This is a genomic window from Corallococcus sp. CA053C, assembly GCF_003611675.1.
GTDB lineage: Bacteria > Myxococcota > Myxococcia > Myxococcales > Myxococcaceae > Corallococcus.
In genome coordinates this window covers 1-26,705 of the sequence record NZ_RAWA01000087.1, presented here as the reverse complement: position 1 = coordinate 26,705, position 26,705 = coordinate 1, and the positions used below count along the sequence as shown (strand labels likewise).

Annotated in this window: 23 protein-coding genes; 13 read left to right on the top strand and 10 right to left on the bottom strand. The window is 71.4% G+C overall.

Going from position 1 to position 26,705, the window contains the following annotated elements; translation table 11 throughout:
* The coding region (locus tag D7V97_RS14525; protein ID WP_147444813.1) for an amidase at nt 1-1,644 on the bottom strand (1,644 nt) is incomplete at its 3' end.
* A gap of 211 nt (nt 1,645-1,855) precedes the next feature.
* On the opposite strand from D7V97_RS14525, the gene D7V97_RS14520 reads away from it, so the two are divergent.
* A complete protein-coding gene (locus D7V97_RS14520; protein WP_120611231.1) occupies nt 1,856-2,731 on the top strand; it encodes a hypothetical protein in 876 nt (291 codons plus the stop codon).
* On the opposite strand, the gene D7V97_RS14515 is transcribed toward D7V97_RS14520, so the two are convergent.
* The 4 genes from D7V97_RS14515 to D7V97_RS14500 all read right to left on the bottom strand — a co-directional run bounded on the left by D7V97_RS14515 (nt 2,728) and on the right by D7V97_RS14500 (nt 5,489).
* Entirely contained in the window at nt 2,728-3,207 is a 480-nt protein-coding gene (locus D7V97_RS14515) for a hypothetical protein (protein WP_120611230.1), read from the bottom strand. The two genes, D7V97_RS14520 and D7V97_RS14515, sit on opposite strands and share 4 nt — an antisense overlap.
* A gap of 78 nt (nt 3,208-3,285) precedes the next feature.
* Nucleotides 3,286-4,122, bottom strand: coding sequence for a hypothetical protein (locus D7V97_RS14510; protein WP_120611229.1), 837 nt, complete (start codon nt 4,120-4,122; stop codon nt 3,286-3,288).
* Nucleotides 4,123-4,151: 29 nt separating this feature from the next.
* Complete coding sequence (locus D7V97_RS14505; protein WP_120611228.1) at nt 4,152-4,592, bottom strand: group II truncated hemoglobin; 441 nt, start codon at nt 4,590-4,592, stop codon at nt 4,152-4,154.
* A 12-nt stretch (nt 4,593-4,604) separates the two neighbouring features.
* Entirely contained in the window at nt 4,605-5,489 is an 885-nt protein-coding gene (locus D7V97_RS14500; RefSeq protein ID WP_120611227.1) for a 5'-3' exonuclease H3TH domain-containing protein, read from the bottom strand.
* Between the two features lie 235 nt (nt 5,490-5,724).
* Between D7V97_RS14500 and D7V97_RS14495 the strand changes: the two genes are divergently transcribed.
* From D7V97_RS14495 to D7V97_RS14475, 5 genes are all read left to right on the top strand, one after another.
* Nucleotides 5,725-6,090: a DUF4398 domain-containing protein gene (locus tag D7V97_RS14495; RefSeq protein WP_120611226.1), complete on the top strand. Its 366-nt coding sequence runs from the start codon at nt 5,725-5,727 to the stop codon at nt 6,088-6,090.
* A 33-nt stretch (nt 6,091-6,123) separates the two neighbouring features.
* Nucleotides 6,124-7,572 (top strand): OmpA family protein, encoded by a 1,449-nt coding sequence (locus D7V97_RS14490; protein WP_120611225.1) that lies wholly within the window; start codon nt 6,124-6,126, stop codon nt 7,570-7,572.
* Between the two features lie 126 nt (nt 7,573-7,698).
* Complete coding sequence (locus D7V97_RS14485; protein WP_120611224.1) at nt 7,699-8,295, top strand: GNAT family N-acetyltransferase; 597 nt, start codon at nt 7,699-7,701, stop codon at nt 8,293-8,295.
* Between the two features lie 133 nt (nt 8,296-8,428).
* Nucleotides 8,429-9,553: a hypothetical protein gene (locus D7V97_RS14480; RefSeq protein WP_120611223.1), complete on the top strand. Its 1,125-nt coding sequence runs from the start codon at nt 8,429-8,431 to the stop codon at nt 9,551-9,553.
* Nucleotides 9,550-10,320, top strand: coding sequence for a hypothetical protein (locus D7V97_RS14475; protein WP_120611222.1), 771 nt, complete (start codon nt 9,550-9,552; stop codon nt 10,318-10,320). The genes D7V97_RS14480 and D7V97_RS14475 overlap by 4 nt, the downstream gene beginning before the upstream one ends.
* A gap of 12 nt (nt 10,321-10,332) precedes the next feature.
* Here the strand turns inward: D7V97_RS14475 and D7V97_RS14470 are convergent, their stop codons facing one another.
* Both D7V97_RS14470 and D7V97_RS14465 read right to left on the bottom strand, forming a co-directional pair.
* Nucleotides 10,333-12,414, bottom strand: a complete 2,082-nt coding sequence (locus tag D7V97_RS14470) for a S9 family peptidase (protein ID WP_120611221.1) — start codon at nt 12,412-12,414, stop codon at nt 10,333-10,335.
* Between the two features lie 107 nt (nt 12,415-12,521).
* Nucleotides 12,522-13,043 carry a hypothetical protein gene (locus D7V97_RS14465; RefSeq protein WP_120611233.1) on the bottom strand — a complete coding sequence of 174 codons (522 nt, stop codon included), beginning with the start codon at nt 13,041-13,043 and terminating at the stop codon, nt 12,522-12,524.
* Between the two features lie 417 nt (nt 13,044-13,460).
* Between D7V97_RS14465 and D7V97_RS14460 the strand changes: the two genes are divergently transcribed.
* The 3 genes from D7V97_RS14460 (at nt 13,461) to D7V97_RS14450 (ending at nt 18,718) form a co-directional block, all read left to right on the top strand.
* Complete coding sequence (locus D7V97_RS14460; protein WP_120611220.1) at nt 13,461-14,543, top strand: AI-2E family transporter; 1,083 nt, start codon at nt 13,461-13,463, stop codon at nt 14,541-14,543.
* Between the two features lie 14 nt (nt 14,544-14,557).
* Entirely contained in the window at nt 14,558-15,169 is a 612-nt protein-coding gene (locus D7V97_RS14455; RefSeq protein ID WP_233582791.1) for a DedA family protein, read from the top strand.
* Between the two features lie 141 nt (nt 15,170-15,310).
* Complete coding sequence (locus tag D7V97_RS14450) at nt 15,311-18,718, top strand: ATP-binding protein (protein WP_120611219.1); 3,408 nt, start codon at nt 15,311-15,313, stop codon at nt 18,716-18,718.
* Nucleotides 18,719-18,726: 8 nt separating this feature from the next.
* Here the strand turns inward: D7V97_RS14450 and bioA are convergent, their stop codons facing one another.
* Nucleotides 18,727-20,058: an adenosylmethionine--8-amino-7-oxononanoate transaminase gene (gene bioA / locus D7V97_RS14445; protein WP_120611218.1), complete on the bottom strand. Its 1,332-nt coding sequence runs from the start codon at nt 20,056-20,058 to the stop codon at nt 18,727-18,729.
* 118 nt (nt 20,059-20,176) lie between these two features.
* Between bioA and D7V97_RS14440 the strand changes: the two genes are divergently transcribed.
* On the top strand, nt 20,177-20,974 hold the full coding sequence (locus tag D7V97_RS14440) for an acyl-CoA desaturase (protein ID WP_120611217.1): 798 nt from the start codon (nt 20,177-20,179) through the stop codon (nt 20,972-20,974).
* Between the two features lie 71 nt (nt 20,975-21,045).
* Here the strand turns inward: D7V97_RS14440 and D7V97_RS14435 are convergent, their stop codons facing one another.
* Nucleotides 21,046-21,903: an SDR family oxidoreductase gene (locus D7V97_RS14435; RefSeq protein ID WP_120611216.1), complete on the bottom strand. Its 858-nt coding sequence runs from the start codon at nt 21,901-21,903 to the stop codon at nt 21,046-21,048.
* 106 nt (nt 21,904-22,009) lie between these two features.
* Between D7V97_RS14435 and D7V97_RS14430 the strand changes: the two genes are divergently transcribed.
* The 3 genes from D7V97_RS14430 to D7V97_RS14420 all read left to right on the top strand — a co-directional run bounded on the left by D7V97_RS14430 (nt 22,010) and on the right by D7V97_RS14420 (nt 24,483).
* Complete coding sequence (locus tag D7V97_RS14430; RefSeq protein ID WP_120611215.1) at nt 22,010-22,420, top strand: helix-turn-helix domain-containing protein; 411 nt, start codon at nt 22,010-22,012, stop codon at nt 22,418-22,420.
* Nucleotides 22,421-22,498: 78 nt separating this feature from the next.
* A complete protein-coding gene (locus D7V97_RS14425; RefSeq protein WP_120611214.1) occupies nt 22,499-23,701 on the top strand; it encodes a GNAT family N-acetyltransferase in 1,203 nt (400 codons plus the stop codon).
* Nucleotides 23,702-23,787: 86 nt separating this feature from the next.
* The gene (locus tag D7V97_RS14420; protein ID WP_120611213.1) at nt 23,788-24,483 is read left to right on the top strand and encodes a suppressor of fused domain protein; all 696 of its coding nucleotides are present in this window, start codon (nt 23,788-23,790) and stop codon (nt 24,481-24,483) included.
* Here D7V97_RS14420 and D7V97_RS14415 read toward each other — a convergent pair whose 3' ends face one another.
* Complete coding sequence (locus tag D7V97_RS14415; RefSeq protein WP_120611212.1) at nt 24,484-26,505, bottom strand: ATP-binding protein; 2,022 nt, start codon at nt 26,503-26,505, stop codon at nt 24,484-24,486.
* Between the last annotated feature and the right edge of the window lie 200 nt (nt 26,506-26,705).

The following is a 26,705-nucleotide window of genomic DNA, read 5'->3' as shown; positions in this document are numbered from 1 at the left end:
GTTGGGGGCCCAGTCGCTGCGGGCCTTGGACACCTCCACGAAGCCGGTGCGCAGCGTGAGCGACGGGTGGCCCGTGTGGTTGGTGATGGTGAGGGCCTCGTCGCGCAGCGAGGGCACGAGCAGCACGTCCACCCGCGACATGATGCGGGCCATCTCCTGCGCCACCTTGCGGCGCAGCCGGTCCGCCTGCACGTAGTCCACCGCGGACAGGAAGCGGGCCTGCCGGAAGAGGTTGGGCCACGCGTCCGGCACCTGCATCTTCAGCGCGTCCACGCCGTGGCTGAGCGTGAGGTCCTCGAAGGCAGCGGCGGCCTCCGCGAAGAGCAGCACGTTGAGCGCGGAGTACGGCCAGTCGGGGAGCTGCACCTCCACCGGGGTCAGCCCCAGGCCCTTGAGGGTTTCCAGCGCCGCGCGGTCCACGTCGGTGGCGGGGTTCTCCTTCATCCACGCCGGGATGTAGCCCACGCGCAGGCCCTTCACGCTCGCGTTCGCGTCGAAGTCGAGCTTCGCGGGGACACTGGCCACGTCGCCCGCGTCCGGCCCGTTGAGCGCGGCGAGGACCAGCAGCGAGTCCTCCACCCCACGCGTCATGGGCCCCAGCTTGTCCAGCGACCAGCACAGCGTCATCGCGCCGGTGCGCGGCACGCGGCCGAAGGTGGGACGCAGGCCCGTGATGCCGCAGCGCATGGCGGGCGAAATGATGCTGCCGCCCGTCTCGCTGCCCAGCGAGAAGCCCACGAGTCCCGCCGCCGTCGCCGCGCCCGGTCCCGCGCTGCTGCCCGAGGAGCCTTCTTGCGGAAGCCACGGGTTCTTCGTCTCGCCGCCGAACCAGATGTCATTGAGGGCCATCGCGCCCAGGCTGAGCTTCGCCACCAGCACGGCGCCCGCGCGGTGCAGCCGGTCCACCACGGTCGCGTCCGTCGTGGGGACGCGGTCGCGGAAGGGCTCGGCGCCGTAGGTGGTGCGGATGCCCGCGGTGTCCACCAGGTCCTTGGCTCCCCAGGGGATGCCGTGCAGCGGGCCCTTGTACCTGCCCGCCGCGATGTCGCGGTCCGCCTGACGCGCCTGCGCCAGCGCCAGCTCCGGCGTCAGGGTGATGACGCACTGGAGCTGCGGGTCGAAGCGCTTCAGCCGCTCCAGGTAGAGCTGCGTGAGCCGCTCCGAGGTGATGGCGCGCGACTCCACCCAGCGCGACAGCTGCGTGAGCGGCGCGAAGGCGATGTCCTCTTCCTTCGAGGGCAGCGGCGTCTTCGCATCACGGCTTCTCACGAAGCGGGCCTTGGCGGGACGAATCTCCGTGAGCCCCGGCAGCGTGGGGTTCCACTGCGAGGCGGGCGCCAGCGTGGGCTCCAGCGCGAGCTTGCGCGGGCCGGTGCGCCGCTCGTGCAGCGGGGCCATGGACACGCGCCAGGTGTTGGCGGCCTGGGTGCGCTCGGCGGGCGTGAGCTGCACCTGCATCAGCTTCTCCGCCTCCGCGAAGGTGGTGGGGCTCACCTCCGGGCCCACCGTGGGGCCGGCGCCGAAGGTGGGCGGCGCACCGGCGGGCGCGGCCGTGCCGGCATCCGGCGCCGGGGCCGCGGAGACGGCGGTGCTCGCGAGTCCAATCACGGTGTGGGTCAGGAACTGCCGACGCGAGCTGGCCATGGCGCAACCTCACGAAAGATGCGGGGGGCGCCAGTGTGCCATCTCCCAAGCTCGGTGCTCGGTGCTCGGTGCCCGGTGCGCGGCGCACGGGCGGTGCTGGCGCCGTTGCACGCGCGTTCCGGGCGCGACACCTCCCCCGTGACGGTCGCGGACAGACACTGTCACCTGGGAGGACGGCGACGCCAGCGGTGGGTGCTGGCATCTTCCGGCCATGGCGCGCAACAGCACCCTGACGGCACGGCTGGGCTACATCGACACGCAGGCGACCTTCGTGCAGGCGGCGCTGCTCGCGGCGCACGGGGCGGGGGCGCGGGCGGGCGGCTTCCGCGTGTCGGACGTGCGCTTCTTCTTCCTGCTGTTCACCAACTGGGTGGAGCACGACGTCACGCGGCCCTCGCAGGACATCGACCTCACGCAGGTGCGGCGGACGCTGGAGCGACTGGTGCGCGCGGGCCACGCGGAGGCGGGCACGGGCGCGGGGGTGAAGGGCGTGCCCCGGGGACGCCGGTATGTCCTCACGGGCGAGGGGCTGTGTTCCCTCGCGGAGGGGCTGGCCGCGCGCGAGCGGGCGCCGCTGGAGGAGGCGCTGTTCGGGGTCTGCTTCGCGGCGAGCTACCGGGACGCGGTGCTGTCGCGCGTGGAGGGGCGGGCCCGGGCGCCGTCCGCGGCGGTGCGGCGGCGGGTGGAGCGGGCGTTGGATCCGCTGCGGCTCTTGAGGGAGGCGCAGCGCACGTCGGCCGCGGTGCTCGCGGACCTGGAGGAGCGGGTGGAGGCGGGGCTGCGGTACGAGGCGAAGGCGCACGAGGCCCTGGCCCGCTCCGAATCCGAGGCCGACGTGGTGCGCGCGCTGGAGGCCGCGGGCTCCTACCAACTGCACCGGGTGCGGCCCCTGGGCGAGGTGCTGCTCGCGCTGCCGGAGGACCTGCGCCGCTTCGAATTGACGGAAGGCATGGGCCTGCGCTCACGGCTGCTCTTCGCGCCCCTGGCGGAGCGGGCGCGGGCGGAGCACGCAGTGCTGGCGCGGCTGGAGGCCCGGCTCACCGCCGGCAAGACGCCGGGGGCGAGGCCGGAGTCCCCGGAGGGCTAACGCAGCCCGCTGGCGAGGCGCGAACCGAGGAAGAGCGCGAGCCCGTCCTCAATGAGGCCCGCGAGCAGGTTGGGCACGCGCAGCTTGTCCGAGGCGAGCGTGCGGAAGCCGTAGAAGAAGTAGCTGGAGGCGATGGCCGCCGCCGCGCCGACGACGGCGAGCCCGACCTTCGCGCCCTTGCGCTCGCGCGACACGGCGGCCCCGGTGATGGCGCCCGTGAGGATGCGGCCGACGAGGATCTTGGGCGCGATGCGCGCCGGGGTCTTCGACGACTTGTCCGCCACCAGTTCGCCAATCGCCATCAGGCGCAGGCGCTGGGACACCTTCTTCGACGTGAGCGCCGGCAGCGCCCGTTTCAGCGCCTTGCCCGGCTTGCGCGACAGCTCATGTGAAAGGAAGGCAGGGGCCGTCATGCTCCGCATTCCCGCGAGGACGCCGAAGCCCGCCGCCTTCCAGACATCGTTGTTCGAGCGCATAGGTCTCAACCCCCATTGGGTGAAAATGGGAGGGTGGGGGCGAGGCCCGCGTCTGGCCATGTCCGGGCAGGCAGGGACTCAAGCCCCCGGCGGCCTGGAGGGCTCTGGACGTGGGAGCCGCAGCATCAGGCCCGTGAGCAGCGCGCCCACCGCGGCCCCGATGGACCCCGTGACCTTGTAGGAGTCCATGGGCACCATGAGCGCCAGCACCAGGCCCAGGCCCCCGAGCCACAGGAAGCCCTGCCGTGCGTGGTGTCGCTCCCGGGCCTTGTCCGCGATGACGGTGGCGTAGAGGAACGCGAGCACGCTTCCCACGAACTGGGTCCAGGGCAGGGCCTGCTCCAGCAAGCGCGCGAAGGTGACGAAGCCATCCGTCCAGTGCGGTGGCGGGACCTCTCCGGCCAGGGCCGCGGCGCTGAGGCCGTGGAAGACATGCCGGAGGTCATCGCTCATGACGTAGCAGAGGCCCTGGAACACGGTGGCCACCAGCAGCGTGGCGAACATCCACCCCGCCGGGGGCACTGGCACGAGCAGCTCCCACTGGCGCAGGGCCTCCAGCCGCTCCGGAGGGACCTCCAGCGGGTGCGGATACGCGAGGCTCAGCAGGGCCCGCGTGACGGCGATGCTGACGGGCACGCCCTCTTCATCCACGAGCGAGTCCACGCCCTGCCGCTCCAGCAGCGCATGCAGCGCGGGCGCGAGCTTCGCGGGGTCCTCCATCCGGACCAGCACGTCGATGAAGGCATGGAGGGCGCTCGCCTTCTGGCTGCGCTGGGACTCCGAGCCCAGCGCCGCCTCCAGCATCGGCAGCAGGTCGCTGATGGACGGCGTGGGCGCGGCGTTGGCCACGAAGTCAGGCGTCGCGTCCAGGGACGTTTCACGGGAAGCGGGCTGCGTCCGCGCCTGCGTGCTCATGGAGGGGAGTCTACGCCGGGCCCGTGACGTCAGCCCTCCGTGTTGCGCAGGAAGTTCGCCACGTGGGCGAAGCGGTCGTCCAGGAAGCGGCGCAGCCCTCCGGTGACGCCGCGCTGATCCATGGCCTTGTGCATGCAGCGCAGCCACGCGTCCCGCATCGACAGGTCCACCGGCACGTGGCCGTGGCGCATGCGCAGGCGCGGGTGCCCGTGCGTCGCGCTGTAGTGCTGCGGGCCTCCCAGCCAGCCCACCAGGAACAGGCCGAAGCGCTCGCGTGTGCCCCGGTTCACCTTGCCCTGCGCGTCCAGCTCGTGGACGTGCGCGAGCGCCGGCTCCTCCGCGTCCATCACGTCGTAGAAGGCCTCCGCCAGCGCGCGGACCGCCTCCTCGCCTCCCAGGCGCATGAAGGGCGTGTCCTCCAGCGTGGGGACCCAGTCATCCGACGACGGCGGCTTCAATTCGATGGTCATGGATTCGCTTCCTCAGGCCGCCCAGCGCTTCGGCCGGCGCTGGAGGCTCTTCAATCCCAATCCTTCACAGAACGCCTTGAAGCGCGCCTCCGGGACGCCCTTCCATTCCAGGTCCTGGAGCGACGCCGTGCCCGGCAGCGGCGCGTCCTTCACCAACGTGGCCAGCGTCCGGTACAGCCGCGCGTCCTCGCGGTGCGCCTTCAGAGTCGCCGCCAGCTTGTCCGCGCCCCGGGGCTTCGCCGTCCACTCCGCCGCGCTGTCCGGGATGGCCTCCAGGTGCCCGTACGCCTGGAGCACCGTGGCCGCGCCCTTCGCGCCGAAGCCCGGCAGCCCGGGGATGCCGTCCGCGTCGTCGCCCATCAGCGCGAGCAGGTCCGGGACACTCTCCGGCGCCACGCCCAGCTTCGCCTTCACCGCGTCCGCGTCCATCACCTTCTGCTGCCGCCGGTCCACCTGCACCACGTGCTGGCCGCGCACGCACTGGCCCAGGTCCTTGTCCGGTGTGAGCAACCGCACCTGCTCCACCTCGCCTGCCCAGCGAGCAGCCGCCGTGGCGAGCGCGTCGTCCGCCTCGTGGTCCTTCATGGACCACACCCGCACGCCCAGCGCCTCCACCGCCTGCTCCACCAGGTCGAACTGCGCGCGCAGCTCCGGCGGCACGCCCTCGTCCCCCTTGTAGCCAGCGAACAGCGCGTTGCGGAATGAACGGATGGGGTTGTCGAACGCGACCGCCACGTGCGTCACGGCCTCCGTCTCGTCGTGCAACAGCGCGAGCAGTGAGTCCATCACCCCCGCCGTGGCCTTCACGTCCCGGCCGTCCGGGGCCGTGGTGCCCGGACGGGGCGAGTAGTGGGCCCGGTACAGCTCATACGTGCCGTCCACGAGGTGCAGGCGCATGTTCCCCGTCTAGCGTCCCTCCCGCCGCACGGCCAGCAGCCCGTGCACCGGGACTGCATGGGCCCGGGGTGTGCGCCTTGTTCCCTACACGACGCCTGTCAACCCCCTTGCCCAGCGAGCCTGAAGGGAACGGGTCGTCGCTGCCGACTGGCGGCACGCCCCCCATTTTTGAGCCGACTTCTTCTCTTCCGGACCGCCGGTGCGTCCCAGCAGTCCTCCCGGCACGAGGTGACCCATGCGCCCGAAGCTGTTCGCCACCGCCCTGCTCTGTGTCGCCACCGTCGGCTGTGCGACCCGGCCGGTCATCACCACCGCCACCCACCGGGAGCGCGTCGAGGCCGAGGCGGCGCTGCGCTCGGCGGAGAACTCGCAGGCCCCGAACGTGCCGGAGGCCGCGCGGCACCTGGAGTTCGCGCGCCAGCAGATCACCGAAGGGGAGCGGTTGATCCAGGAGGGCGAGGAGGAGGCCGCGGAGCTGCGGTTCCGTCAGGCCGCCGCGGACGCGGACCTCGCGGCGGCGCTCGCCCGTTCGGTGCCCCTGAAGGCCGAGGCGCGGCGGACCTCCGAACAGCTGGATGCGATGCGCCGCGGTCAACCCTGAGTCCCCACCTTCTTTGTCTGTGAGGAGAGCGTCATGCAGCGTTGGAAACAGGGATGGTTGGCATTGGCTGGAGCCTCCGCGCTCACGGTGGTGGGGTGCGCTCACGGCCCTCCGCCCAGTGAGCTGACCGCGGCCCGCGAGGCCTACCAGGAGCTGACCCGCAGCCCCGAAGGCCGCGAGCGCCCGGCGGACGTCGCCGCGGCCCGCGCCGCGCTCCAGGAGGCGGAGAACGAGTACGCCGAGAGCGAAGGCTCCGTGAGGACCCGGTCGCTCGCGTACGTGGCCCTGCGCAAGGCGGAGATCGCGGACGCCCGGGGCGAGGCGGATCTGGCCGCGCAGGAGCGGGCCCGGGCGGAGGCGGCCCTGCGCCAGCAGCAGGAGTCGCGCGCGCAGAACCTCACGCGCCAGCAGGAGGAGGAGCGCGCGAGGTACGAGGCCCAGCGCCAGCAGTACGAGCAGCAGCGGGCGCAGTTCGAGGCCCAGCGGCAGCAGGAGCTGGAGCGCATCCGTTCGGCGGACGCGCAGCAGCGTCAGCAACTGGAGGCGGAGGCGCAGCAGCGCACGCAGCAGCAGATGGCGGAGGCGCAGCGGCTGGCCCAGGCGAACCAGGAGCTCCAGCGGCGCACGCAGGAGCTGGAGCAGGAGCGACAGGCCCGGCTCCAGGCGGAGCAGAGCGCCGCGCAGGCGCTGTCGAAGTTGCAGGACAAGGATCTGAAGGTGCGGGAAGAGGCGCGCGGCACGGTGGTGACGCTGTCCGGCAGCGTGCTCTTCGCGTCGAACGCGGTGGACCTGCTGCCGTCCGCGCGGGACCGCCTGTCGGATGTGGCGACGGCGCTCCAGGAGTCGCAGGACCCGCTGCTTATCGAGGGGCACACGGACTCGCGAGGCTCGGACGACTACAACGCGCAGCTGTCGCAGCGGCGGGCGGAGCGCGTGCGCGAGTTCCTCATCGCCCAGGGCGTGCCCCCTAACCGCATCGAGATCCGCGGCGTCGGTGAGGACCGCCCGGTGGCCACCAACGACACGGCCGAGGGCCGCGCCAACAACCGCCGCGTGGAGATCGTGATGGAGCACAGCGCGCAGCCGCGCTCCACGGGCGTCGGCGGCAGCGGTGCGCAGCAGCCCGCGCAGGGCACGCAGCCCGGTCAGAACGTGCAGCAGCCTGGCCAGGGGATGCAGCCCGGCATGGGCACGCAGCCCGGTCAGGATGTGCAACCGGGCACGCAGCCCGGAGGCTCGAGCACGCAGCCGTCCGGTCAGGGCACGCAGCCTGGCCAGGGCACGCAGCCCAGCCAGAATGTGCAGCCCGGCGTGGGCGCGCAGCCGTCCGGCTCGAGCACGCAGCCCGGAGGCATGGGCGGCAGCGGCATGGGACCGAACGGCGCGGGCATCGATCACCAGAATCCGTCCCCGGATCAGGGCACGGGCACCGGCGCGCAGCAGCAGCTTCCTCCGCCGCCGCAGAGTACCCCGGGGCAGTGAGGACGTCCTGAACCCGCGGAGCCACACCCCCAGGTCCCCATCCCACGCGGGTGGGGACCTTCTTCGTCCGCGCTTCGCACGCGCGCGACCCGCGGGAGCGCGCTACCCTTGAAGTCCGGCTCCGCCATGTCCCCCGACAAGTCGCCCCTCCTGCTCACCACCGAGCGCCTCCACCTCATGCTGCTACCGCCCGACGCGGCGGAGCGCGTGCTGGCGTACCACGTGGCCAACAAGGAGCACCTGGGGCCCGTGTCTCCCGCCCGCCCGGCGACCTTCTTCTCCACCGCCTACTGGCGCACGCGCCTCGCGCAGGACCGCGAGGACTTCCGCCACGACGTGTCGCTGCGCCTGTTCATGCTGCCTCGGGGCCAGCCCATCTCGCTCGCCCCTGTCGTGGGCAGCATCGCGCTCACGCACATCCGGCGGGGCCCGCTCCAGGCCGCGGACCTGGGCTACGGCCTGGACCACCGCCACGAGGGCCAGGGGCTGATGACCGAGGCCCTCCGCGCCGTCTGTGATTACGCCTTCGGCGCCATGGGCCTGCACCGCGTCCAGGCCACCCACCTGCCGGAGAACCTGCGCAGCGCCGCCGTGCTGCGCCGCCTGGGCTTCGTCGTCGAGGGCTACGCCCGCGACTTCCTCCTGCTCGACGGCCGGTGGCGCGACCACATCCTCACGTCCCTCGTGGCCGCCCCCGAACCCGGCCTGCGCGGCGGCCCCTGAGTCCAGTCCCGCAGGTCCTCGGGCCGCACCCATCGCTCGTCCATTCGATTCGACCAATTTTGTCGATATTACATAAAATCTGCCCATTTTGCCGCGCTTTTTGCCGCATTCTGCCTACTATCGACAAAATTGAATGAAGCCCGAGCGCACTGACTTTCGAGAGGAGTTCTGGAAGAACCCGCCGCCGTTGCCGCGCGGCATCGAACTGGTGCGCCAGGAGGCGGTTGTCGTGCCTCGCGTGGGCCCTGGAGGAGCATCCGTCTACGATCTCGCGGAGCTCCGGCTGCCGGAGCTGCGCGTGCCCGTGCTGTTGGGGTACCGGGCCCCGCTGTTCCCGGTGGACGTGCTGAATCAGCGCGAGAAGCTGCTCGCCCTGCGTGAACAGCTTCGACAAAGGGATTCAGAGGCCCGCTCCCTGCCCGCCTTTCGGATCCCGATGCTCGTCACGGACTCGGCGTCTTCCACCGTGGTCGACGCGTGCGAGCGCGAGGAGCTGGCGCTGATGGACCTGCGTGGAACGTTCTTCCTGCGCACGGGCAACGCCTTCATCCGCGTTCAAGGAACCAGGCCCGCGAAGCGAACTCCCCGTGAGCCCCTGTTCCACGGCAAGGGCTGCCGCATCGTGCGGGTCCTGCTCCAGTCTCCGACGACTCGATGGACGGTTCGCGCGCTCTCGGAGAAGACCCAGACGAGCTATGCCTATGCGCATGGCGTCCTCAAGAGACTCGTCCTGGAGGGATACGTCCAGCGGGAGTCTGGCGCTGGGCTCCAGCTCCGCGAGCCCGTGGCCCTGCTGAATGCGTGGCTGGAGAGTGGCAGGCCGACCGCCCTCTCCCGGGAGGGGTTCAATGCCCCCTCCACGACATCTGATCAGCTCAAAGGGGGTGCCTCACTGCTGGCGTCGCAGGGCATCCGCGCCATCTTCACGCTGGCCAGCGCCCTGCTTCCCGAAGAGCGCTTCGTCTCGGGAGTGCCCCACGGCATCTATCTCTCAGGTTCCCTGGAGGGCGCCATCCACGCTTTCGGATTGCGCCGGATGACACCCCACAACTTCTGGGTGCTTCGCGCGGAACCCGCCGCGGAGACCGAACTGGGAGGCGTCTACTTCGCCCCGAGGCCGCTCCCGCACGGCCAAGGCGTCGCGTTGCCGCAACTGGCCCTGGACTTCCGCCAGAGTGGAGGCAGGGGAACTGAACAGGCGGAGGAGTTGGTGCGGCGCTACGCCAAGGCCCTGCCCCTTTCGGACCAAACGCGATGACCGAAGAAGAGAGGTTCCAGGAGATCCTCGGTGAGCTGGGCGAGCTGCTGCTCGACCTGGGGGACCTCTCATCCAGCGTGCTCCTCATCGGAGGGCAGGTGCTCGCGTTGCAGTCCCTGCAGCAGGGTGGATCCGGTGTCATCTCCATCGAGACGGATACCGGCATCGTGGTCGAGCGAGGCTTTTCATTCGAGCCGGATCTGCTGTTCGACATGGACGGGACGGAGTTCATGGCGGAGCGCCTGCCCGAGGTCCTCAAGGAGCGGGGCTACACAAGGACCCGGGAGTTCCGCTGGTCGAAGACGCTGCCCGGTGGGCAGATGGACATCGACCTCTTCGCGCCCCCAGGCGTCGAGGCCGGAGCCCTCCCCACCCCCATGACACCGCTCAAGGATGCACGGCTGGCACTTCGTCGAAAGCAACGCGTGACCCTCACCCTCGGCGGCAAGACCTTGCGGATCCTGCTGCCGGATGCCGCTGGCTTCCTCGCGATGAAGGAACGCGCCAAACGCGAGCAGCGGCCTGAAAAGACCAAGGACAGCTTCGACATCTTCGCGTACGTCAAGCTGGTCGGCCCGGAGGCTGTGCGTGCATCGCTGCAACAAGCCGGAGAGGAGGGACGTGCGCTCCGCGGCAGGCTGCTCGATCTCTTCTGGAATGCCGCGGCTCCAGGGGTCCAGGACGTCATTGCCTATGCGGCGAGCCTCGACCCACAGGAGCAGGCACTGCTTGCCCAGGCCGCTGTCGACCTGTTCGCGGAGCTCTGAACCGAGAAGCCCCTAACGCGCGGGGACCCGGACTTTCGGCGCGGGCGCCACCGGCTTCAGGTTCGCGTCGAACCAGTCCAGCGTGCGCAAGAGCCGGTCCTTCTGGTGCTCGGGTTTGCGGAAGCCGTGGCCCTCGTCCGCGTAGATGACGAGCTGGGTCTTCACCCCCAACGCCTTGAGCGCCTTGTGGAACTCGTAGCCCTGCGAGGCCGGGACCTCCACGTCCCGCTCGCCGTGCAGCACCAGTGTGGGCGTGCGCACCTGCTTCACCGCGTTGATGGGCGACGAGCGCGTGTACACCTCCGGCTCGTCGTACACCGACGCGCCGAAGTACGGCAGCATCCACGTGTCGATGTGGTTCGTGCCGTAGTAGCTCTGCCAGTTCGCGATGCCCGCGCCCGCCACCGCCGCCTGGAAGCGCTGCGTCTGCGTCACCGCCCACATCGTCAGGTAGCCGCCATAGCTCCACCCCGTGATGCCCAGCCTCGCCGGATCCACCGGCGCGGACGCCAGCACCGCGTCCACCCCGGACATCACGTCCCGGAAATCCCCGTAGCCGAAGTCGCGGCGGTTCGCCTGCACGAACGCCTCCCCCTGGCCGTAGCTGCCGCGCGGGTTGGGCATGAACACCGCGTAGCCCCGCGCCACCACCAACAGCGTCTGCGGACTGAACCCCGGCGTGACACCCGCCGCGGGCCCGCCGTGCACCATCGTCACCATGGGCACCTTCGCGTCCTTCGCTCCAGACGCGGGCGCGGGCAGCACCAGCCAGCCCTGCACCTGCTGCCCGTCGCTCGTCCACGTCACGCTGCGCACGTCCCCCACCGTCACCCGCACGTCCGCGTTGAGGCGCGTCACCTGCGTCCACGCGCCCACCGGCCCCGTCCACACCTCCGGCGGCTGCGTGAAGCTGTCGCGCACCACCGCGCTCATCACCCCGTCGCTCGCCAGCGACACCTGCACGTGCTCCGCGCCCTTCCACAGCACCGTGACGTCTCCCGCCTTCGGCGACACCGCCACCAGCGCCGACTCCCCCTGCGCCTGCGCCGCGAACAGCACCCGCTCCGCCGTCGGCCAGAACAGGTCCGTGGCGGACGCCTTCAGCCCTTGCGTCAGGTTGCGCGCGGGCGGCACGCGGGCCGGCAGCGCCGCCTTCGCCCCGGGCCGCACCTTCGCCGCCAGCCGCTCCGGCACCGACACCGTCCACACGTCCCCGCCCGTGTTGCCCTCGTCGCTCATCAGCCCCTCGACGAACGCGAGCTGCTTCCCGTCCGGGCTCCACGTGGGCTCCGCCACCTGCCACTGCGGCGCGTGCAAGAGCGACGTCTCCCCCGTCGCCGTCTCCACCGCGTACACCTTCGCCACCCACCAGTTCGCGTCCCCCGGCGGCGGCGAGGCCGTGACGGCCACGCGGGCTCCATCCGGGCTCCACGCGTACTCGTGGATGAACAGGCCCGCGGGCGACACGAAACGCAGCCGCCCGTCATCCACCGACACCACCGCGAAGCGCTTCACCGGCGAGGACTCCTGCACCACGCCCGTCTCGCGCGCCGCCGGCCCCCGTGGGCCCTGCGCGTCCTCCGTGCCCTCGATGGCGAGCACCCCCACCGACTTCCCGTCAGGTGACCACCTGGGCGCGGACAAGAGCCCCTTCAGCATCGTGAGCCGACGCGGCGGCCCCGACGCTCCCGTCACGTCCGCCACGTAGAGCTGCCGGGCCCGGCCCTCCCCCGCCGTGGAGAGGAACGCGAGCTGCCTGCCATCCGGGCTCCACGCCAGCGACCCTTCGGCGCACGGCGTGGCGTCCTTCGACGCGGTGACGCGCACGGGGGGCCGCTCCGGGTGCGCGCGCTCCAGCACCTGGAGCTTCATCGCCTCCGCGGGCACGCCCTCCTGCTCCGGCACCGACTCCACCCACGCCACCCGCGCTCCGTCCGGCGACAGCGCCACCTGACGGAAGCGCACCGTGCGTTGGAGCGTGTCGTAGACGGCGCCCGCCTCCGGACGCACCGGGAGCGGCGCCGGCACCGCGGCCGCCGCCAGCGCACTGCCCCACAGACACACCACCACCAGGCCCAGGCTCGCCGCTCGCATCCACCGCCTCCAGCTCCAAGCACCACGAAGCATCGCGGCGCGGGAGTGTAGCGGACCGGCGGCGGCGGGAGCGGCCCCCGTGAAGGGGCACCGCTCCCGGCCGGCCGTCAGTGCAGCTGCTCGGGGAGCATGGGCAGGCCGTGGAAGAAGCGCCGCCCGCTCTCGAAGCGGTGGTGGAAGGTGACGCGCTGATCCAGGTACAGCCGCGCCATCTCCTCCTCGCCGTAGGCCCGGAAGAACGCGGCGCGCGCTTCGTCACACGCCCGCTCGTACTCCACGCACAGCGCCTCCCAGTCCTCCGGTGGAATGTCGCCCTCCGGCCAGCCCTCCCCGGTGAGGCCGTACTCGCGCTCCATCGCGTCCAGCTCCCCGGCCCGCATCCGCACGCGCGGATCCTCCGCGATGGCCTCGTCCGCCATCGCCGTCAGGATGTGCGCCACCAGGAAAAATCCCGCGTCCGGCGGCACCGCGCCCGCGTCCCGCGCGGTCCGGAACGTCACCAGCAACTGCGCGTCCATCGCCTCGCCGCCCAGCTCCGCCAGCTTCGCCGCCAGCGCCCGCCACCGGGCCTCCGTCTCGCGGGTCTCCCGCCGCATCCCGTCCAGCTCCTGCTCACCCATCTTCTTCATGGTGTCCTCTCCCATCCCGCGAAGGTCCCCTCCCCACGAAGGTTCCCATCCAGGTCTGACGCGTGGGCCCGGCAAAGCGTGCTGTCCCTGCTTCCCAGGACGTCCCGGTGCGTCAGCTGCCAGACTCGGACGGCGCCTGCCGTCCGCTGACGGACGCGCGTCCCGCCTCCCGGGGACGGGCGGGCCACCGGCATTGCCGGTCGTCTCCGGCTGTCCGAGGGGACGAACCGGGCGCGCGGCGATTGCCTGCGGTGAACGGACCCGGTGGGCGCCGGGTGTCACCCGCCGGACGCTTGGCGCGGGCCGGGCCCCCGCGGACGCGGTTGGAAGCGGAGGACGGTTGCCGTCCGGCGTGGGATGACGCATCCGCAGAGCCCGGGGCTTGAAACATGGCAGCCCCGTTGGGGAGCCGAAACGGTGTCTGAACCCGAAGTCAGGCTGGAGCAACGTTCCCAGGTCACGCCCCGCACGGTGTTCACCGTGTGCTTCGCGGTGCTCGGGGTGATCATCCTGGTGACGCTCGTCGTCAAGACGCGCGTGGCCCTCACGCTCACGGGCATCGCGGCGCTGCTCGCGCTGGCGCTGGAGCACGGCGTGTCGCGGCTGGAGAAGCGCGGCCTCAAGCGGTGGCTGGCCATCGCGCTGGTGCTGCTGGCGCTGTTCATCGCGGTGGCCGCGCTGGGCCTGCTGGTGATTCCGGACCTGGTGGAGCAGGTGGACGCGCTGGTGACGCAGTGGCCGCAGCTGTGGAAGCAGGTGCGCGGCACCGGCATCCTGCGCGCGCTCAACCAGCGGCTGCACAGCCTGGGCTGGAACGAGCGGCTGGAGGAGGCCACCCCCGCGCTCGCGGGCCCGCTGCCCTCGCTGCTGATGAGCGCCATTGGCGGCGTGGTGGGCCTGCTGGGCGGCATGCTCACCGTGTTCTTCCTGGTGGTGTTCATGCTGGTGTTCGGCGGCGGCGTGCTCAAGCGCCTGCTGGACCTGTCGCGGCCCGACCACCGCCTGCGCTACGTGCGCGTGCTGCGCAACATCTACACGGCGACGGGCGGCTACCTGTCCGGCATCACGCTCATCTGCGCCATCAACGCCACGCTGACGACCACGATGCTGGCGGTGCTGGGCATGCCCTTCTACCTGCCCCTGGGCGTCGCCAGCGGCTTCTCCAGCCTCGTGCCCTACGCGGGCCCCATCATCGCGGGCGGCATCATCACGCTCCTGACGCTCGCCACCGGCGGCCTGTGGAAGGCGCTGGCGGTGTTCATCTACTTCCTGCTGTACGGCCAGCTGGAGGGCAACGTGATGGCGCCGCTCGTCTTCAAGCGCACCGTGCACGTCAACCCGCTCATCACCCTGCTGGCGGTGCTGTTCTGCGTGGAGCTGGCCGGCATCGTGGGCGCGGTGGTGGCGGTGCCCGTGGCGGCCGCGTTGCAGATCATCGTGCGCGAGGTGCTCCTCTTCCGCCAGGAGCGCCGGACGTCCGCGATGCACGTGGAACCCTAGAAGGGAGAGCCCTGATGGCGTCGCCGCTCCAGTTGCTGCTCACGCACGGCTCGGGGCCGCTGCTCTTCCTGGTGCTGGTGGGGGGCGGCCTGGGGCTGCCGTTCCCGGAGGACCTGGTGCAGCTGGCCGCGGGGGTGCTCGCCCACCGGGACGTGCTGTCGCTGCCGGGCGCCCTGGCGCTGTGCTTCCTGGGAGTCCTGGGCGGGGACACCGTGCTCTTCCTCGTGTCCCGGCGGCTGGGTCAGGCCCTGTACACGCACCCGCGCACCCGCCGCCTGTTTCCTCCCGCGCGCCGCGAGCACGTCCAGCGGCTGTACGCGAAGCACGGAGCGCGCGTCGTCTTCCTCGGCCGCTTCATGTCCGTGCTGCGCGTGCCCGTGTTCGCCATGGCCGCGGCGGAGGGGATGTCCCTGCGCCGCTTCCTGCTGTGGGATGGATTGGCGCTGTGCCTGAGTTCTCCCCTGGTGGTGATGCTGGGCTACGTGGGGTCGGCCAGCGTGGATCGCGTGGCGAAGGGCGTGGGGCGGGCCGAGCACTTCCTCGCACTGGCGGGTGTGTTTGCATTTGTTGTCGTGCTGGGCGTGCGCCACCTGCGCGAGCGTCGGCTCACCCGTCCCACCGCGTGACCGGCGCCCCCATCGTAGTGGAAGCAAGCAAACACACAGTCTGGACAGGAGCGGAGGCAAGGGCCTTTCGACATCGGTATCTACAGGGTGTGTTGCGCATGCCATGAGTTTGGAAGCCCCAGTCCTTCCCTCCGAGGTCCCATGGAACAAGACAGCACCCCGGGCTCAGGAATGGACTGGCTGTCGGGCGGCGGAGAGATGGGGCGGCTCATCCGCTCCATGGACTGGTCCAGGACGCCGCTCGGTCCGGTGGAGACCTGGCCGCAGAGCCTGCGCACCACCGTGAGCCTGTGTCTGTCCTCCACGTTCCCCATCCTCATCGCGTGGGGGCCGGAGCGCGTGCAGCTCTACAACGACAGCTACCGCCCCATCTGCGGCGCCAAGCATCCGGAGTCCATGGGGCAGCCCTTCCGCGAGTGCTGGGCCACGGCGCTGCCCGTGGTGGGAGGCGCGTTCGAGAAGGCAGGCGCCGGCACGGGTTCCTACATCGAGAACCAGCGCATGTTCCTGGACCGGTACGGCTACCTGGAGGAGGCCTTCATGACCTTCTCCTTCAGCCCCATCCGCGACGAGTCCGGCGACGTGGGCGGCCTCTTCCACCCCATCACCGAAGTGACGGAGAAGCTGCTCAGCGCGCGGCGCACGCAGACGCTGCGCGAGCTGTCCGCCCTGCTGGGCAAGGTGAAGACGGTGGAGGACATTGGCGCCGCGCTGCCGCAGCTGTCGCCGGACGCCGCGCTGGACGTGCCCTTCCTCCTGTTCTACCGCCGCGACGAAGCCCGGCCGCGCGTGCGGTGGGTCGGCGGCCTGGGCCTGCGTCCGGGCAGCGCGTGGAGCCCCGAGGAGGCGGAGCTGGACGGGCCGTGGCCCTTCGCCGCCAGCGCGGAGTCGGGGCCGCGCACGGTGGAGCTCCGGGGCGCGCCGTGGGAGGGCCTGGGCGTCGCGTGTGGCCCGTATGAGGAGCCGCCCGCGCACGCGCTCGTGCTGCCCGTGCTCCCCGCCGGCATGACCGAGCCCTTCGGCTACCTGGTGGCCGGCGTGAGCCCGCGGCGCGCGCTGGATGACGCCTACCGCGGCTTCTACGAGCAGCTGCAGGGCACCCTCACCACCGCCGTGGTGAACGTGCGCGCCTACGAAGCGGAGGCGCAGCGCGTGGAGGCGCTGGCCGCCATCGACCGGGCGAAGACCGCGTTCTTCTCCAACGTGTCACACGAGTTCCGCACGCCGCTCACGCTCATCCTGGGGCCGCTGGAGGAGTCGCTCGCGGACACGTCCTCCCCGCTGCCCCCCGTCCAGCGCGAGCGCCAGGAGCTCACCCACCGCAACGCGCTGCGCCTGCTCAAGCTGGTCAACTCGCTGCTGGACTTCTCGCGCATCGAGGCCGGACGGGTGAAGGCGAGCTTCCACCCCACGGACCTGGCGCGCCTCACCGAGGACCTGGCCAGCGTCTTCCGCTCCGCGATGGAGAAGGCGGGGCTCACGTACACCGTGGACACACCGGACGTGGGCGAGCCCGTCTACGTGGACCGGGATATGTGGGAGAAGGTTGTCCTCAACCTGCTCTCCAACGCGTTCAAGTTCACGCTCCAGGGAAGCGTCACCGTGCGACTCGCGCGCGAGGGCGACCGGGTGCGGCTCACCGTGCACGACACCGGCACGGGCATCCCGGAGGCGGAGCTGCCGCGCGTGTTCGAGCGCTTCCACCGCGTGGAGACCTCGCGGGGGCGCACGCACGAGGGCACTGGCATTGGCCTGGCGCTCATCCAGGAGCTGGTGAAGCTGCACGGCGGCACGCTGGGTGTGCGGAGCGTGGAGGGCGGGGGCAGCACCTTCGTCGTGGAGCTCCCGCTGGGAAGCGCCCACCTGCCCGCCGAACACGTCCAGGAGTCGCAGGGCGCCGCGTACGCGGGCACCCTCGGGTCGGCCTTCAGCGAGGAGGCGCTGCGGTGGCTTCCGGACGCCCCGCGGCCCCTGCCGCCGTCGGTGCCGGCCCAGGCCCAGGCTGGGGGCACGGCGCCCTGTAGTGCCCTGGCCAGCCCGGGCACGGGCCTCATGCCGTCGCCGACGCATGGGCACATCCTCGTCGTGGACGACAACGCGGACATGCGGGGCTACGTGAGCCGCCTGCTGGCGACGCAGTGGGAGGTGCGCTCGGTGGCGGACGGCGAGGCGGCCTTCGAGGCGGCGCGCGCGGCGCCCCCGGACCTCATCCTGAGCGACGTGATGATGCCCCGGCTGGACGGCTTCGGCCTCCTGAAGAAGCTGCGCGCGGACGTGCGCACGAGCGGCATCCCCTTCATCCTGCTGTCGGCGCGCGCGGGGGAGGAGGCGCGCATCGAGGGGCTCCAGGCCGGCGCGGACGCCTACCTGGTGAAGCCCTTCTCCGCGCGTGAGCTGCTGGCGCGGGTGGAGAGCCAGCTGCAGCTGGGGCGCGCGCGGCAGCAGCTCTCCGACTTCTTCATGCAGGCGCCCGCGGCCATGAGCGTGATGACGGGCCCGGAGCTGGTGTTCACGGTCATCAACCCCAAGTTCGCGAAGCTGATGGGCCGGGACATGCTGGGCAGGCCCGCGCTCGAAGCCCAGCCGGAGGGGGGCCACGGCATGCTCATCCAACACCTGGAGCGGGTCTACCGCACCGGGGAGCCCTATGTGGGCCGCGAGGTGCCGGTGCGACAGCCGGATGGCCAGGGCGGGTTGAAGGAACTGCTGGTGGACGTGGACATCCACGCCCAGCGCGATGGCTCGGGCCACATCCTGGGCCTGCTCTTCGCCGCGCAGGAGATCACCGAACAGGTCCGCGCGCGTCAGCAACTGGAGGCGCTCACGCAGGATCTCCAGGCCGCGCTCACCGCGCGGGACACCTTCATGGGCGTGGCGTCGCACGAGCTGAAGACGCCCGTCACCGGGCTGATGCTCAACCTGGAGATGACCCGCCGCCGCCTGTCCGCCACGCGCGGCGAGCCGCCCTCACCCGCGAAGCTGAAGGTGGCCGTGGAGACGGCGCTGCGGCAGGCGGATCGGCTGGCGCGGCTGGTGGACGAGCTGCTGGACGTCTCCCGCATCCAGGCCGGCAAGCTGGACTTCAGCCTGGAGGAGAGCGACCCCACGGAGCTCGTGCGGGAGGTCCTCGATTCCTTCCACGAGCAGCTGGACCAGGCCCACTGCGGCGTGGAGCTGCGGGCCGTGAAGGGAACGCGCGTGTGGTGGGACCGCTCGCGCATGGAGCAGGTGCTGGTGAACCTGCTGTCCAACGCCATCAAGTACGCGCCCGGCCGGCCCATCCGCATCGAGGTCGCTCCGGAGAACAGCCACCTCGTCATCCGCGTCGCGGACTCCGGCCCCGGCATCCCGCGCGAGCACCAGGACCGCGTCTTCGAGCGCTTCGAGCGCGGAGGCCCGCCCCGCCAGGTGCACGGCCTGGGGCTGGGCCTCTACATCGCGAGTCAGATCGTCCAGGGCCACCACGGCGAGCTCCGCCTGGACAGCGACACGGGCCGGGGCGCCACCTTCACCATCGAGCTGCCGCTGACGCCCCACGCCCACGCGTGACGCCTTCTTCAGCCCGCGGCCACCTCGCGCAGGCTGTCCTCCACGCCGGACAGCAGCACGTCCAGGTCCGCGTCCGGGATGTTGAGCGCGGGCGCGATGTAGACGGTGTCGCCCAGGGGGCGCAGGTAGAGGCCCCGGCGCCGCGCGGCCTCGTACACGCGCCAGCCGCTGTTCGCGAAGTAGCCCCCGCCGCCCAGGTCCAGCGCGCCCACCATGCCCACCGCGCGCGGGCGCACGAGGCCGGGGATGGTGGCGGCCATGCGCTCGAATGCGGCCTTCACGCGCGGCGCCTTGCGCTGCACCTGGCTCAGCACGTCCTCATCGCGGTACACGGCCAGCACCTCGCGCGCCACCGCCGCGCCCAGCGGGTTGCCGCAGTACGAGTGGCCGTAATACAGCGCGCGGTCCTTCGCCCCCAGGAAGCCCGAGAAGATGCGCTCGGACGCGAGCGTGGCGCCAAAGGGCAGCAGGCCGCCGCTGAGCGCCTTGGCCAGACACAGCAGGTCCGGCACCACGCCGGCCAGGTCCACCGCGAAGCGCGCGCCGGTGCGGCCCAGGCCGGTGAAGACCTCGTCGGCGATGAGGAAGGTGTCCACCGCGCGGGTGGCCTCGCGCACCTCGCGCACGAAGTCCGGTGACGACATCCACATGCCCACCGCGCCCTGGAGCACGGGCTCCAGGATGACGCCCGCGATGCCGTCCGGGTCCGCCTTCAGCGCCGCACGCAGCTGCTCCAGGGCGCGCGCGTGGCCGCCCTCCTCCGCCGGGGACGGGACGTGCACCACGTCGAAGAGGAGCGGGCCGAACACGTCGCGGAACTCGGACACGCCGCCCACGCTGGTGGCGCCCAGCGTCTCGCCGTGGAAGGCGCCGGACAGGGTGATGAAGCGGGTGCGCCCGGGCCGGCCGTTCTGCGCCCAGTACTGGGCGGCCATCTTGATGGCCACCTCCACCGCGGTGCTGCCGTTGTCCGAATAGAAGACGCGCGACAGCTTCTGTTCCGCCGGGACGTCCGCGCGGTCCGCCCCCGGGGCCAGCGCCGCCAGCTCGGCCGCCAGCCGGGCGGCCGGGCCGTGCGTCACGCCCGCGAGCGACGCGTGGGCCAGGCAGCCGAGCTGATCCGTGAGGGCTCGCACCAGACGCGGGTGCCGGTGTCCGAGGGTGGACACCCACCAGGAGCCGTTGGCGTCCAGATAACGCCGGCCGTCGGCGTCATGGAGGTAGACGCCCTCGGCGCGGACGACCACGAGGGGGTCGGTCTCCGCGATGTACTGCGCCATGGCGGTGTAGGGGTGCCAGACGTGCCGCTTGTCCAGTCCGACGATGGCTGCCCGCTCCACGGTGTGTGCTCCTGTCGCTGGGGTGACTCCGGGGGGTGACGCGCCGCGTGTCATGAGACGCGCTGACATTGCCGTGACAGCCCCGGTGTTAGCCCTGGTCTGACAGCACGGGAGAGTCATGACCATCATCATCTTCTTCATCAGTCACTGGCTGCTCTGCGTGTTCTTCCAGAGCTTCTTCCAGCACCGCTACGCGGCGCACCGCATGTACAGCATGGGGCCGCGCATGGAGAAGGCGGTGCACCTGATGGCGTACCTGGTGCAGGGGTCGTCGTACCTGTCGCCCAAGGCGTACGCCATCCTGCACCGCGAGCACCACGCCTTCTCCGACACGGAGAAGGACCCGCACTCTCCGCACTTCTTCAAGGACGCGCTGCGGATGATGCTGCACACGAAGAAGCGCTACGACGGCTTCGTGAAGGGCACGGTGACGCCGGAGCCGCGCTTCGAGGGTGGGTACCCGGAGTGGCCGCTCGTGGACAAGACGATTGGCCAGTCCTGGTGGGCGCCGCTGGTGTGGGTGGGCCTCTACACGGCGTTCTACGTGGCGTTCGCGACGTCGCCCTGGATGTTCCTGCTGTTGCCGGTGCACTTCGTGATGGGGCCGGTGCACGGCGCCATCGTGAACTGGTGCGGGCACAAGTACGGCTACCGCAACTTCAAGGGCAGCGACCAGTCGCGCAACACGTTGCCGGTGGACGTGCTGTGCATGGGCGAGCTGTTCCAGAACAACCACCACAAGTTCGGCGCGAGCCCGAACTTCGCGGCGCGCGCCTTTGAAATCGACCCCACGTGGCAGGTGATGCGCGTGCTGTCGAAGCTGGGCGTCATCCGCATCACCACGCCCCAGCGCGCGGTGTACCCGGAGCCGCGCGAGGTGGCGCGCGCGAACAGCGGCGGAGCGCAGGCGGCCTGACGGATCCAGCTTGGAAGTCCCGCGGGGGAGCCGTCCGGAAGGGACTGCTCCCCCGTTGTCATTTCAGGGCCTCAGCGCGCCTTCAGCGCCGCGCCCACGGCGTCCTCGAGCTTCGTGGTGGGCCGGCCGATGAGCCGGCTCAGCGTGTGGCTGGTGTCGTTCAGCTCACCCCGGGCGAGCCCCGCGTCCGAGTCCGCCAGGATGTCCGCGAACGGCTTGGGCAGCCCCACCTTCACCAGCGCGGCCGCGTACTCCGGCACCGGCAGGTCCACGTACGCCACCGGCTTGCCCGACTGGCGTGACACCTCCGCCGCGTACTCCTTCAGCGTGAAGGCCGTGTCGCCCGCCAACTCATACACCTGGCCCTCGTGGCCCGTGCCCGTGAGCACCGCCACGGCGGCGTCCGCGTAGTCCTGGCGGCTGGCCGCGGCCACCCGGCCCTCCTTCGCGCTGCCCTGGACGACGCCGTACTGAAGCGCCGGTGCCAGCTGCTCCGTGTAGTTCTCCAGGTACCAACCGTTGCGCAGGAACACGAACGGCAGCCCCGAGTCACGCAGGGCCTGCTCGGTGGCCTTGTGCTCCCCCGCCAACGCCATGCCCGTCGTGTCCGCGCGCAGGATGCTCGTGTAGGCCAGCAGCTTCACCCCCGCCTTCTTCGCCGCCGAAATCACCGCCGAATGCTGCGGGAAGCGCTTCCCCACCTCGTTGGCGGAGATGAGCAGCACCGTGTCTCCCTTGGAGAACACCCCGTCCAGGCTCGCCGGCTGGCTGTAGTCCGCCCGGTGCACCCGCACCCCGCGCGCGGCCCACGCCTTCGCCTTGTCCGGGTCGCGCACCGCCACCGCCACCTGGTTCGCAGGCACCTTCTTCAGCAGCCCCTCGACGACGAACTGCCCCAGCTTCCCCGTGGCTCCCGTGACGACGATCATGACGTGTGCCTCTTTCCTCCCGCGTGACGCGGGAAAACGAACTGGCACTTACCCTAACGGGGGTACTCACTTTGCGTAAGTACGCACCTCCTGGTAAGTGTCAGCCATGAAGGCGACCAAGGGCAGTGCGCTGCTGGCCAGGGTGAAGCAGCGCGGGGACCTCTACGCGGCCGTGTGTCCCTCGCGCGGGGTGCTGGAACACGTCACCAGCCGCTGGGGCGTGCTGGTGCTCGTCGCGCTGCGCGAAGAAGGCATGCACCGCTTCAGCGAGCTGCGCCGCAAGGTGGGCGGGGTGAGCGAGAAGATGCTCGCCCAGACGCTCCAGGCCCTGGAGCAGGACGGCTTCGTGCTGCGCGAGGCCCACCCCGTGATTCCCCCGCACGTGGACTACAGCCTCACGCCCCTGGGTCTGGAGGTGGCCGGCCACGTGGCGGGGCTGACCACCTGGATTGAAGAGAACCTGCCCCGGGTGCTGGAGGCCCGCTCCCACGAGACCCGCGGCAAGAAGGCCTCGTGAGCGCCGCCCCCTCCCCTGCACGCCAGCCGGCGCGACGGACGAAAGCGAAGGGACGGCGCTCGCGTTAAGACTGCCCCCGTGCCCGTCGACACCCCGCTCCAGGTCCGCATTCTCGATGCCATCCACGACGTCCCGGCCGCCGCCTGGGACGCGCTGGTTTCCCCCGGCGCGCCGCCCTTCGTGCGCCACGCGTGGCTGTCCGCCATGGAGGAGAGCGGCAGCGCCACCGAGGACACCGGCTGGTCGCCCCACCACCTGACGCTGTGGCGGGGAAAGAAGCTCGTCGCCGCCGCGCCCGCCTACCTCAAGTTCCACAGCATGGGCGAGTACATCTACGACTTCGGCTGGGCCAACGCCGCCGCCCAGCTGGGCGTGGAGTACTACCCGAAGCTGCTCGTGGGCGGCCCCCTGTCCCCCGCCACCGTGCCGCGCTTCCTCACCGCCCCGGGCGAGGACGCCGGGGCCCTGCGCCGCGCGCTCCTGGAGGCCGCGGTGGCCAGCGCCGAGGACGCGGGCTGTTCGGGCGTGCACGTGCTCTACCCCACGGACGAAGAGGCGGACTTCCTGGAGGAGGCCGGGCTCGCGCGCCGCATCACCCTCCAGTTCCACTGGAAGAACCCGGGCTATCGCGGCTACGACGACTACCTGGCCCGCTTCGACTCCAAGCGCCGCCACCAGCTCAAGCGCGAGCGCGCCGCCGCGGCCACCCAGGGCATCCAACTGCGCACCGTGCGACAGAACGACCTGGGCCCGGAGCACGCCCGGCGCGCGTACACCTTCTACACGTCCACCTGCGAGCGCCACTCGTGGGGCCAGGTGCAGCTCACCCCCGGCTTCTTCGAGCGCGTCTTCCGCGACCTGCCCCACGCCGTGGAGATGGTGGAGGCGGTGAAGGACGGGCAGGTCATCGCGGGCGCCTTCAACCTGGTGACGCCGGAGCGGCTCTATGGCCGCTACTGGGGCTGCACGGAGGAGCACCCCTTCCTGCACTTCAACGTCTGCCTCTACCAGTCCGTGGACGACTGCATCCAGACGGGCCGCAAGGTGTTCGAGCCCGGCGCGGGCGGCGAGCACAAGGTGTCGCGCGGCTTCGAGCCCACCGCCGTGCACAGCGCCCACCTCATCTTCGACAAGCGCCTGGACAAGGCCGTGCGGGGCTTCCTGCGCATGGAGCGCCAGCGGCTCACGCCCGCGGTGGAGGAGGCCGAGCGCATCTGCGGCCTCAAGCCATGGAACCCCGTGACGCCTCCCGCCCCCCCTGAGCCCCCCGGGTCGAACTGAACGTCTGTCCGCCAGCCCACCGGCCGGATGCGAACGGCGCTCGGATGAAGTTGTGAAATCGGGGTGAACCTCTAGAGTCCGCCCCCATGAAAGTCCCGGAGACAGAGGAAGACTTCATCCAGTGGTACGAAGACTGCTGGGCCGACCGTGACGAGGTGGAGTACCCGAAGCTGTTCGGTGCCATCAGCGAGGACGTCATCCTCCTGGAAGGCACCGGCGTGCTGGAGGGGTGGCTGGAGAGCGAGTTGAGCCAGGGTCAGACGCTGGACCCCAACTGGCTCCCCATGGGCGTGCGCGTGGCGCCCCCCAGCCCCGAGTACCCCTACTGGACCTACGTGACGACCGGCCTGTCCAACCCCTTCACGGTCTCGCCCGGCGAGGAGGTCGCGGAGTCCGGCCCCAGCGGCCTGGGCTACGAGATGGTCATCCACACGCCCGAGGAGGAGCGTTGGCCGGTGCTGCGCCTGCTGGACATGATGGCCTACAACCTCGTGTGCGCGCGGCTGTTCGCCATGGGGCACCGCTACCCGGTGGACGGCACCCTCACCGGCGGTGAGACGAAGCTCGCGGGCTTCGTGTTCGTGAAGGACGCCACGCGGCCCAGCCACTTCTCCCTGCCCAGCGGTCAGGTGGAGCTGCTCACGCTGGTGGGCGTGACGAAGAACGAGATGGCCTTCTCGCGCTCCAACGGCATGGACAAGCTGCTGCAGAAGCTGGCGGATCCGACGAAGCCGGGCACCGAGTACATCACCCGGCCGGAGCGTGACGAGGTGAAGCTGTAGTCAGGGCGTCGTCTGCCGCCGCGCGCCCCCGGTGCGCGGCGGCGAGGCGTCCACCAGCGCGTGCAGGAGGCCCGGCTCGAAGGGCTTCTCGATGCGCGGCAGCGGCACCCCCTGGAGGAAGGCGCGGGCGCGCTCCGTGAAGCTGCCGCCCGTCATGAACACGAACCGGGACAGCACCTCCGGCTGGCGCCGCGCCAGCTCCGCGTGCACGTCCATCCCGGTCAGGTCCGCCATCATCAGGTCGCAGAAGACGCGGTCGAAGTCGTCGTCCTGCTCCAGCAGCGCCAGCGCCTCGCGGCCGCTGTGGGCCACCACCACGTCGTGCTGCCGGCCGAGGATGCGCCGCAGCACCGAGGTGAGCTGCGGCTCGTCATCCACCACCAGCACGCGCTTGCGCTGGGGGCCTTCCGCCTCCCGCACCGCGGGCACACTCGGGTGCGCCACGGCCTCCGCGACGGGCAGCCGCACCTGGAACGTGCTGCCCATGCCGGGGATGCTGGTGGCCGTCAACTCGCCGTGCATGCTGCGCACGAGCCCCAGGCAGATGGACAGCCCCAGGCCGGAGCCCTCTCCCACGGGGCGCGTGGTGAAGAACGGTTCGAAGGCGCGCTGGAGCACCTCCGGCGTCATGCCCTGGCCGGTGTCGGACACCTCGGCCAGCACCCACGCGCCCTCGCGGCGGGTGGTGAGCGTCACCCGGTGGTACTCGAAGTCGCCAGCGGGGATGGCGTGCGCGGCGTTGATGAGCAGGTGCAGGAACACCTGGCCCAGGCGCGCCTCGTGGGCCAGCGCGTGCGGCACCTGCCCGAAGGAGCGCTCCACCCGGGCGCGGCTGCGCAGGTGCGTCATGGCCATGGAGACGCCGAACTCCAGCGCCGCGTGCACGTCCACCGGCGTCAGGCGCAGCTCGTCCGCGCGGGCGAAGGTCTGCAGGTCGCGCACGATGACGCGGATGCGCTCCGCGCCCTCACGCGCCTCGCGCAGGGCCTCCAGCGCCTCGTCCAGCGCCGCCTGGCCCGCGGGGCCCACGCTGGCGCGGCGGGCGAGCGGCGTCAGCTGTTCCACCGCGAACTGGAGGTTGCCGGCGACGTAGGACAGCGGGTTGTTGATTTCATGGCCCACCCCGGCCGCGAGCTGTCCCGCCATGGCCAGCTTCTCCGACTGCACCAGCCGCTCGCGCGCGGCCATGAGGTCGTGCGTGCGGCGCTGGGCCAGGGCCTCCGCCTCCAGACGGCCCGAGTGCTCGCGGGCGAGCAGCGCGTCGCGCTCCGCCTGGACGCGCTTCTTGTCGGTGATGTCGTGCGCGTAGGTGGAGATGTTGCGGCCGCTGGACCAGGTGTGCACCTCGTGCCAGCGGTCCCTGCCGGTGCGCAGTTCGAAGAGGCGGTAGCTCTCGTCGGCGGCCACCTCGCGCAGGGCGCGCTCCAGGGGAGTGCCGGCCAGCTCCGGGCACGCCTCCCACAGCACGCGGCGGAAGAGGGCCTCCTGGGTGCGGCCGGTGAGCGCGGCGGCGTTGCGGTTCACGTAGGTGAGGCGCCACTCCGTGTCCACGGTGAAGAAAACGGCCGGCATGCTCTCCAGCACGTCGCGCACCCAGTCCAGCGTGTCGCGCAGCCCCTCCTCCATCCGCTGGGCGCTGGTGACATCCCGCAGGCGCACCAGCACCCCGTCGCGCAGGGGGACGGCGGTGCTCTGCAGCCACACGTCCCCTTCGGCGAAGTTGTCCGCGCGCGGCTGGCCGGACGCCAACACCTGGCGCAGCACGTCCAGGCGGCCCGCGAGCCCATCCGGCGTGGACACCTCGCTCAGGCGCCGGCCCCGGAGGAAGGTGGGCTCCCGGCCCAGGGCCCGCGACGCGGCGGGGTTGGCCCACAGCCACTCGAAGTCGAGGATCTCCCCGCTGACGGAGCGCACGGCACGCAGCACCATGCACGCCTCCGGGTGTTCCCGCTCGGCCTCTTCCAGCGCGGACAGGAGCGTGTCCGGGAGCGGAAGGGGCACGGTCGTGTCGGTCGCGGACATCCATCTCCTCCGGCGCGCCCTGCGGGGATGGAAAACCGCCCCCCGACAGGATTCCCTGCGCGGCCCCCGGCCCTTCCCTGCCCCAGGAGCCCGCATGTCGCCACGAATCGCACGGCGGCTCAAGTGAGGGGCCCCCCGTACGGGTCTTTCCCAGCGCTCTGGAGTTACTGATTCCTGTAACCAGGACGGACGGGCAGACT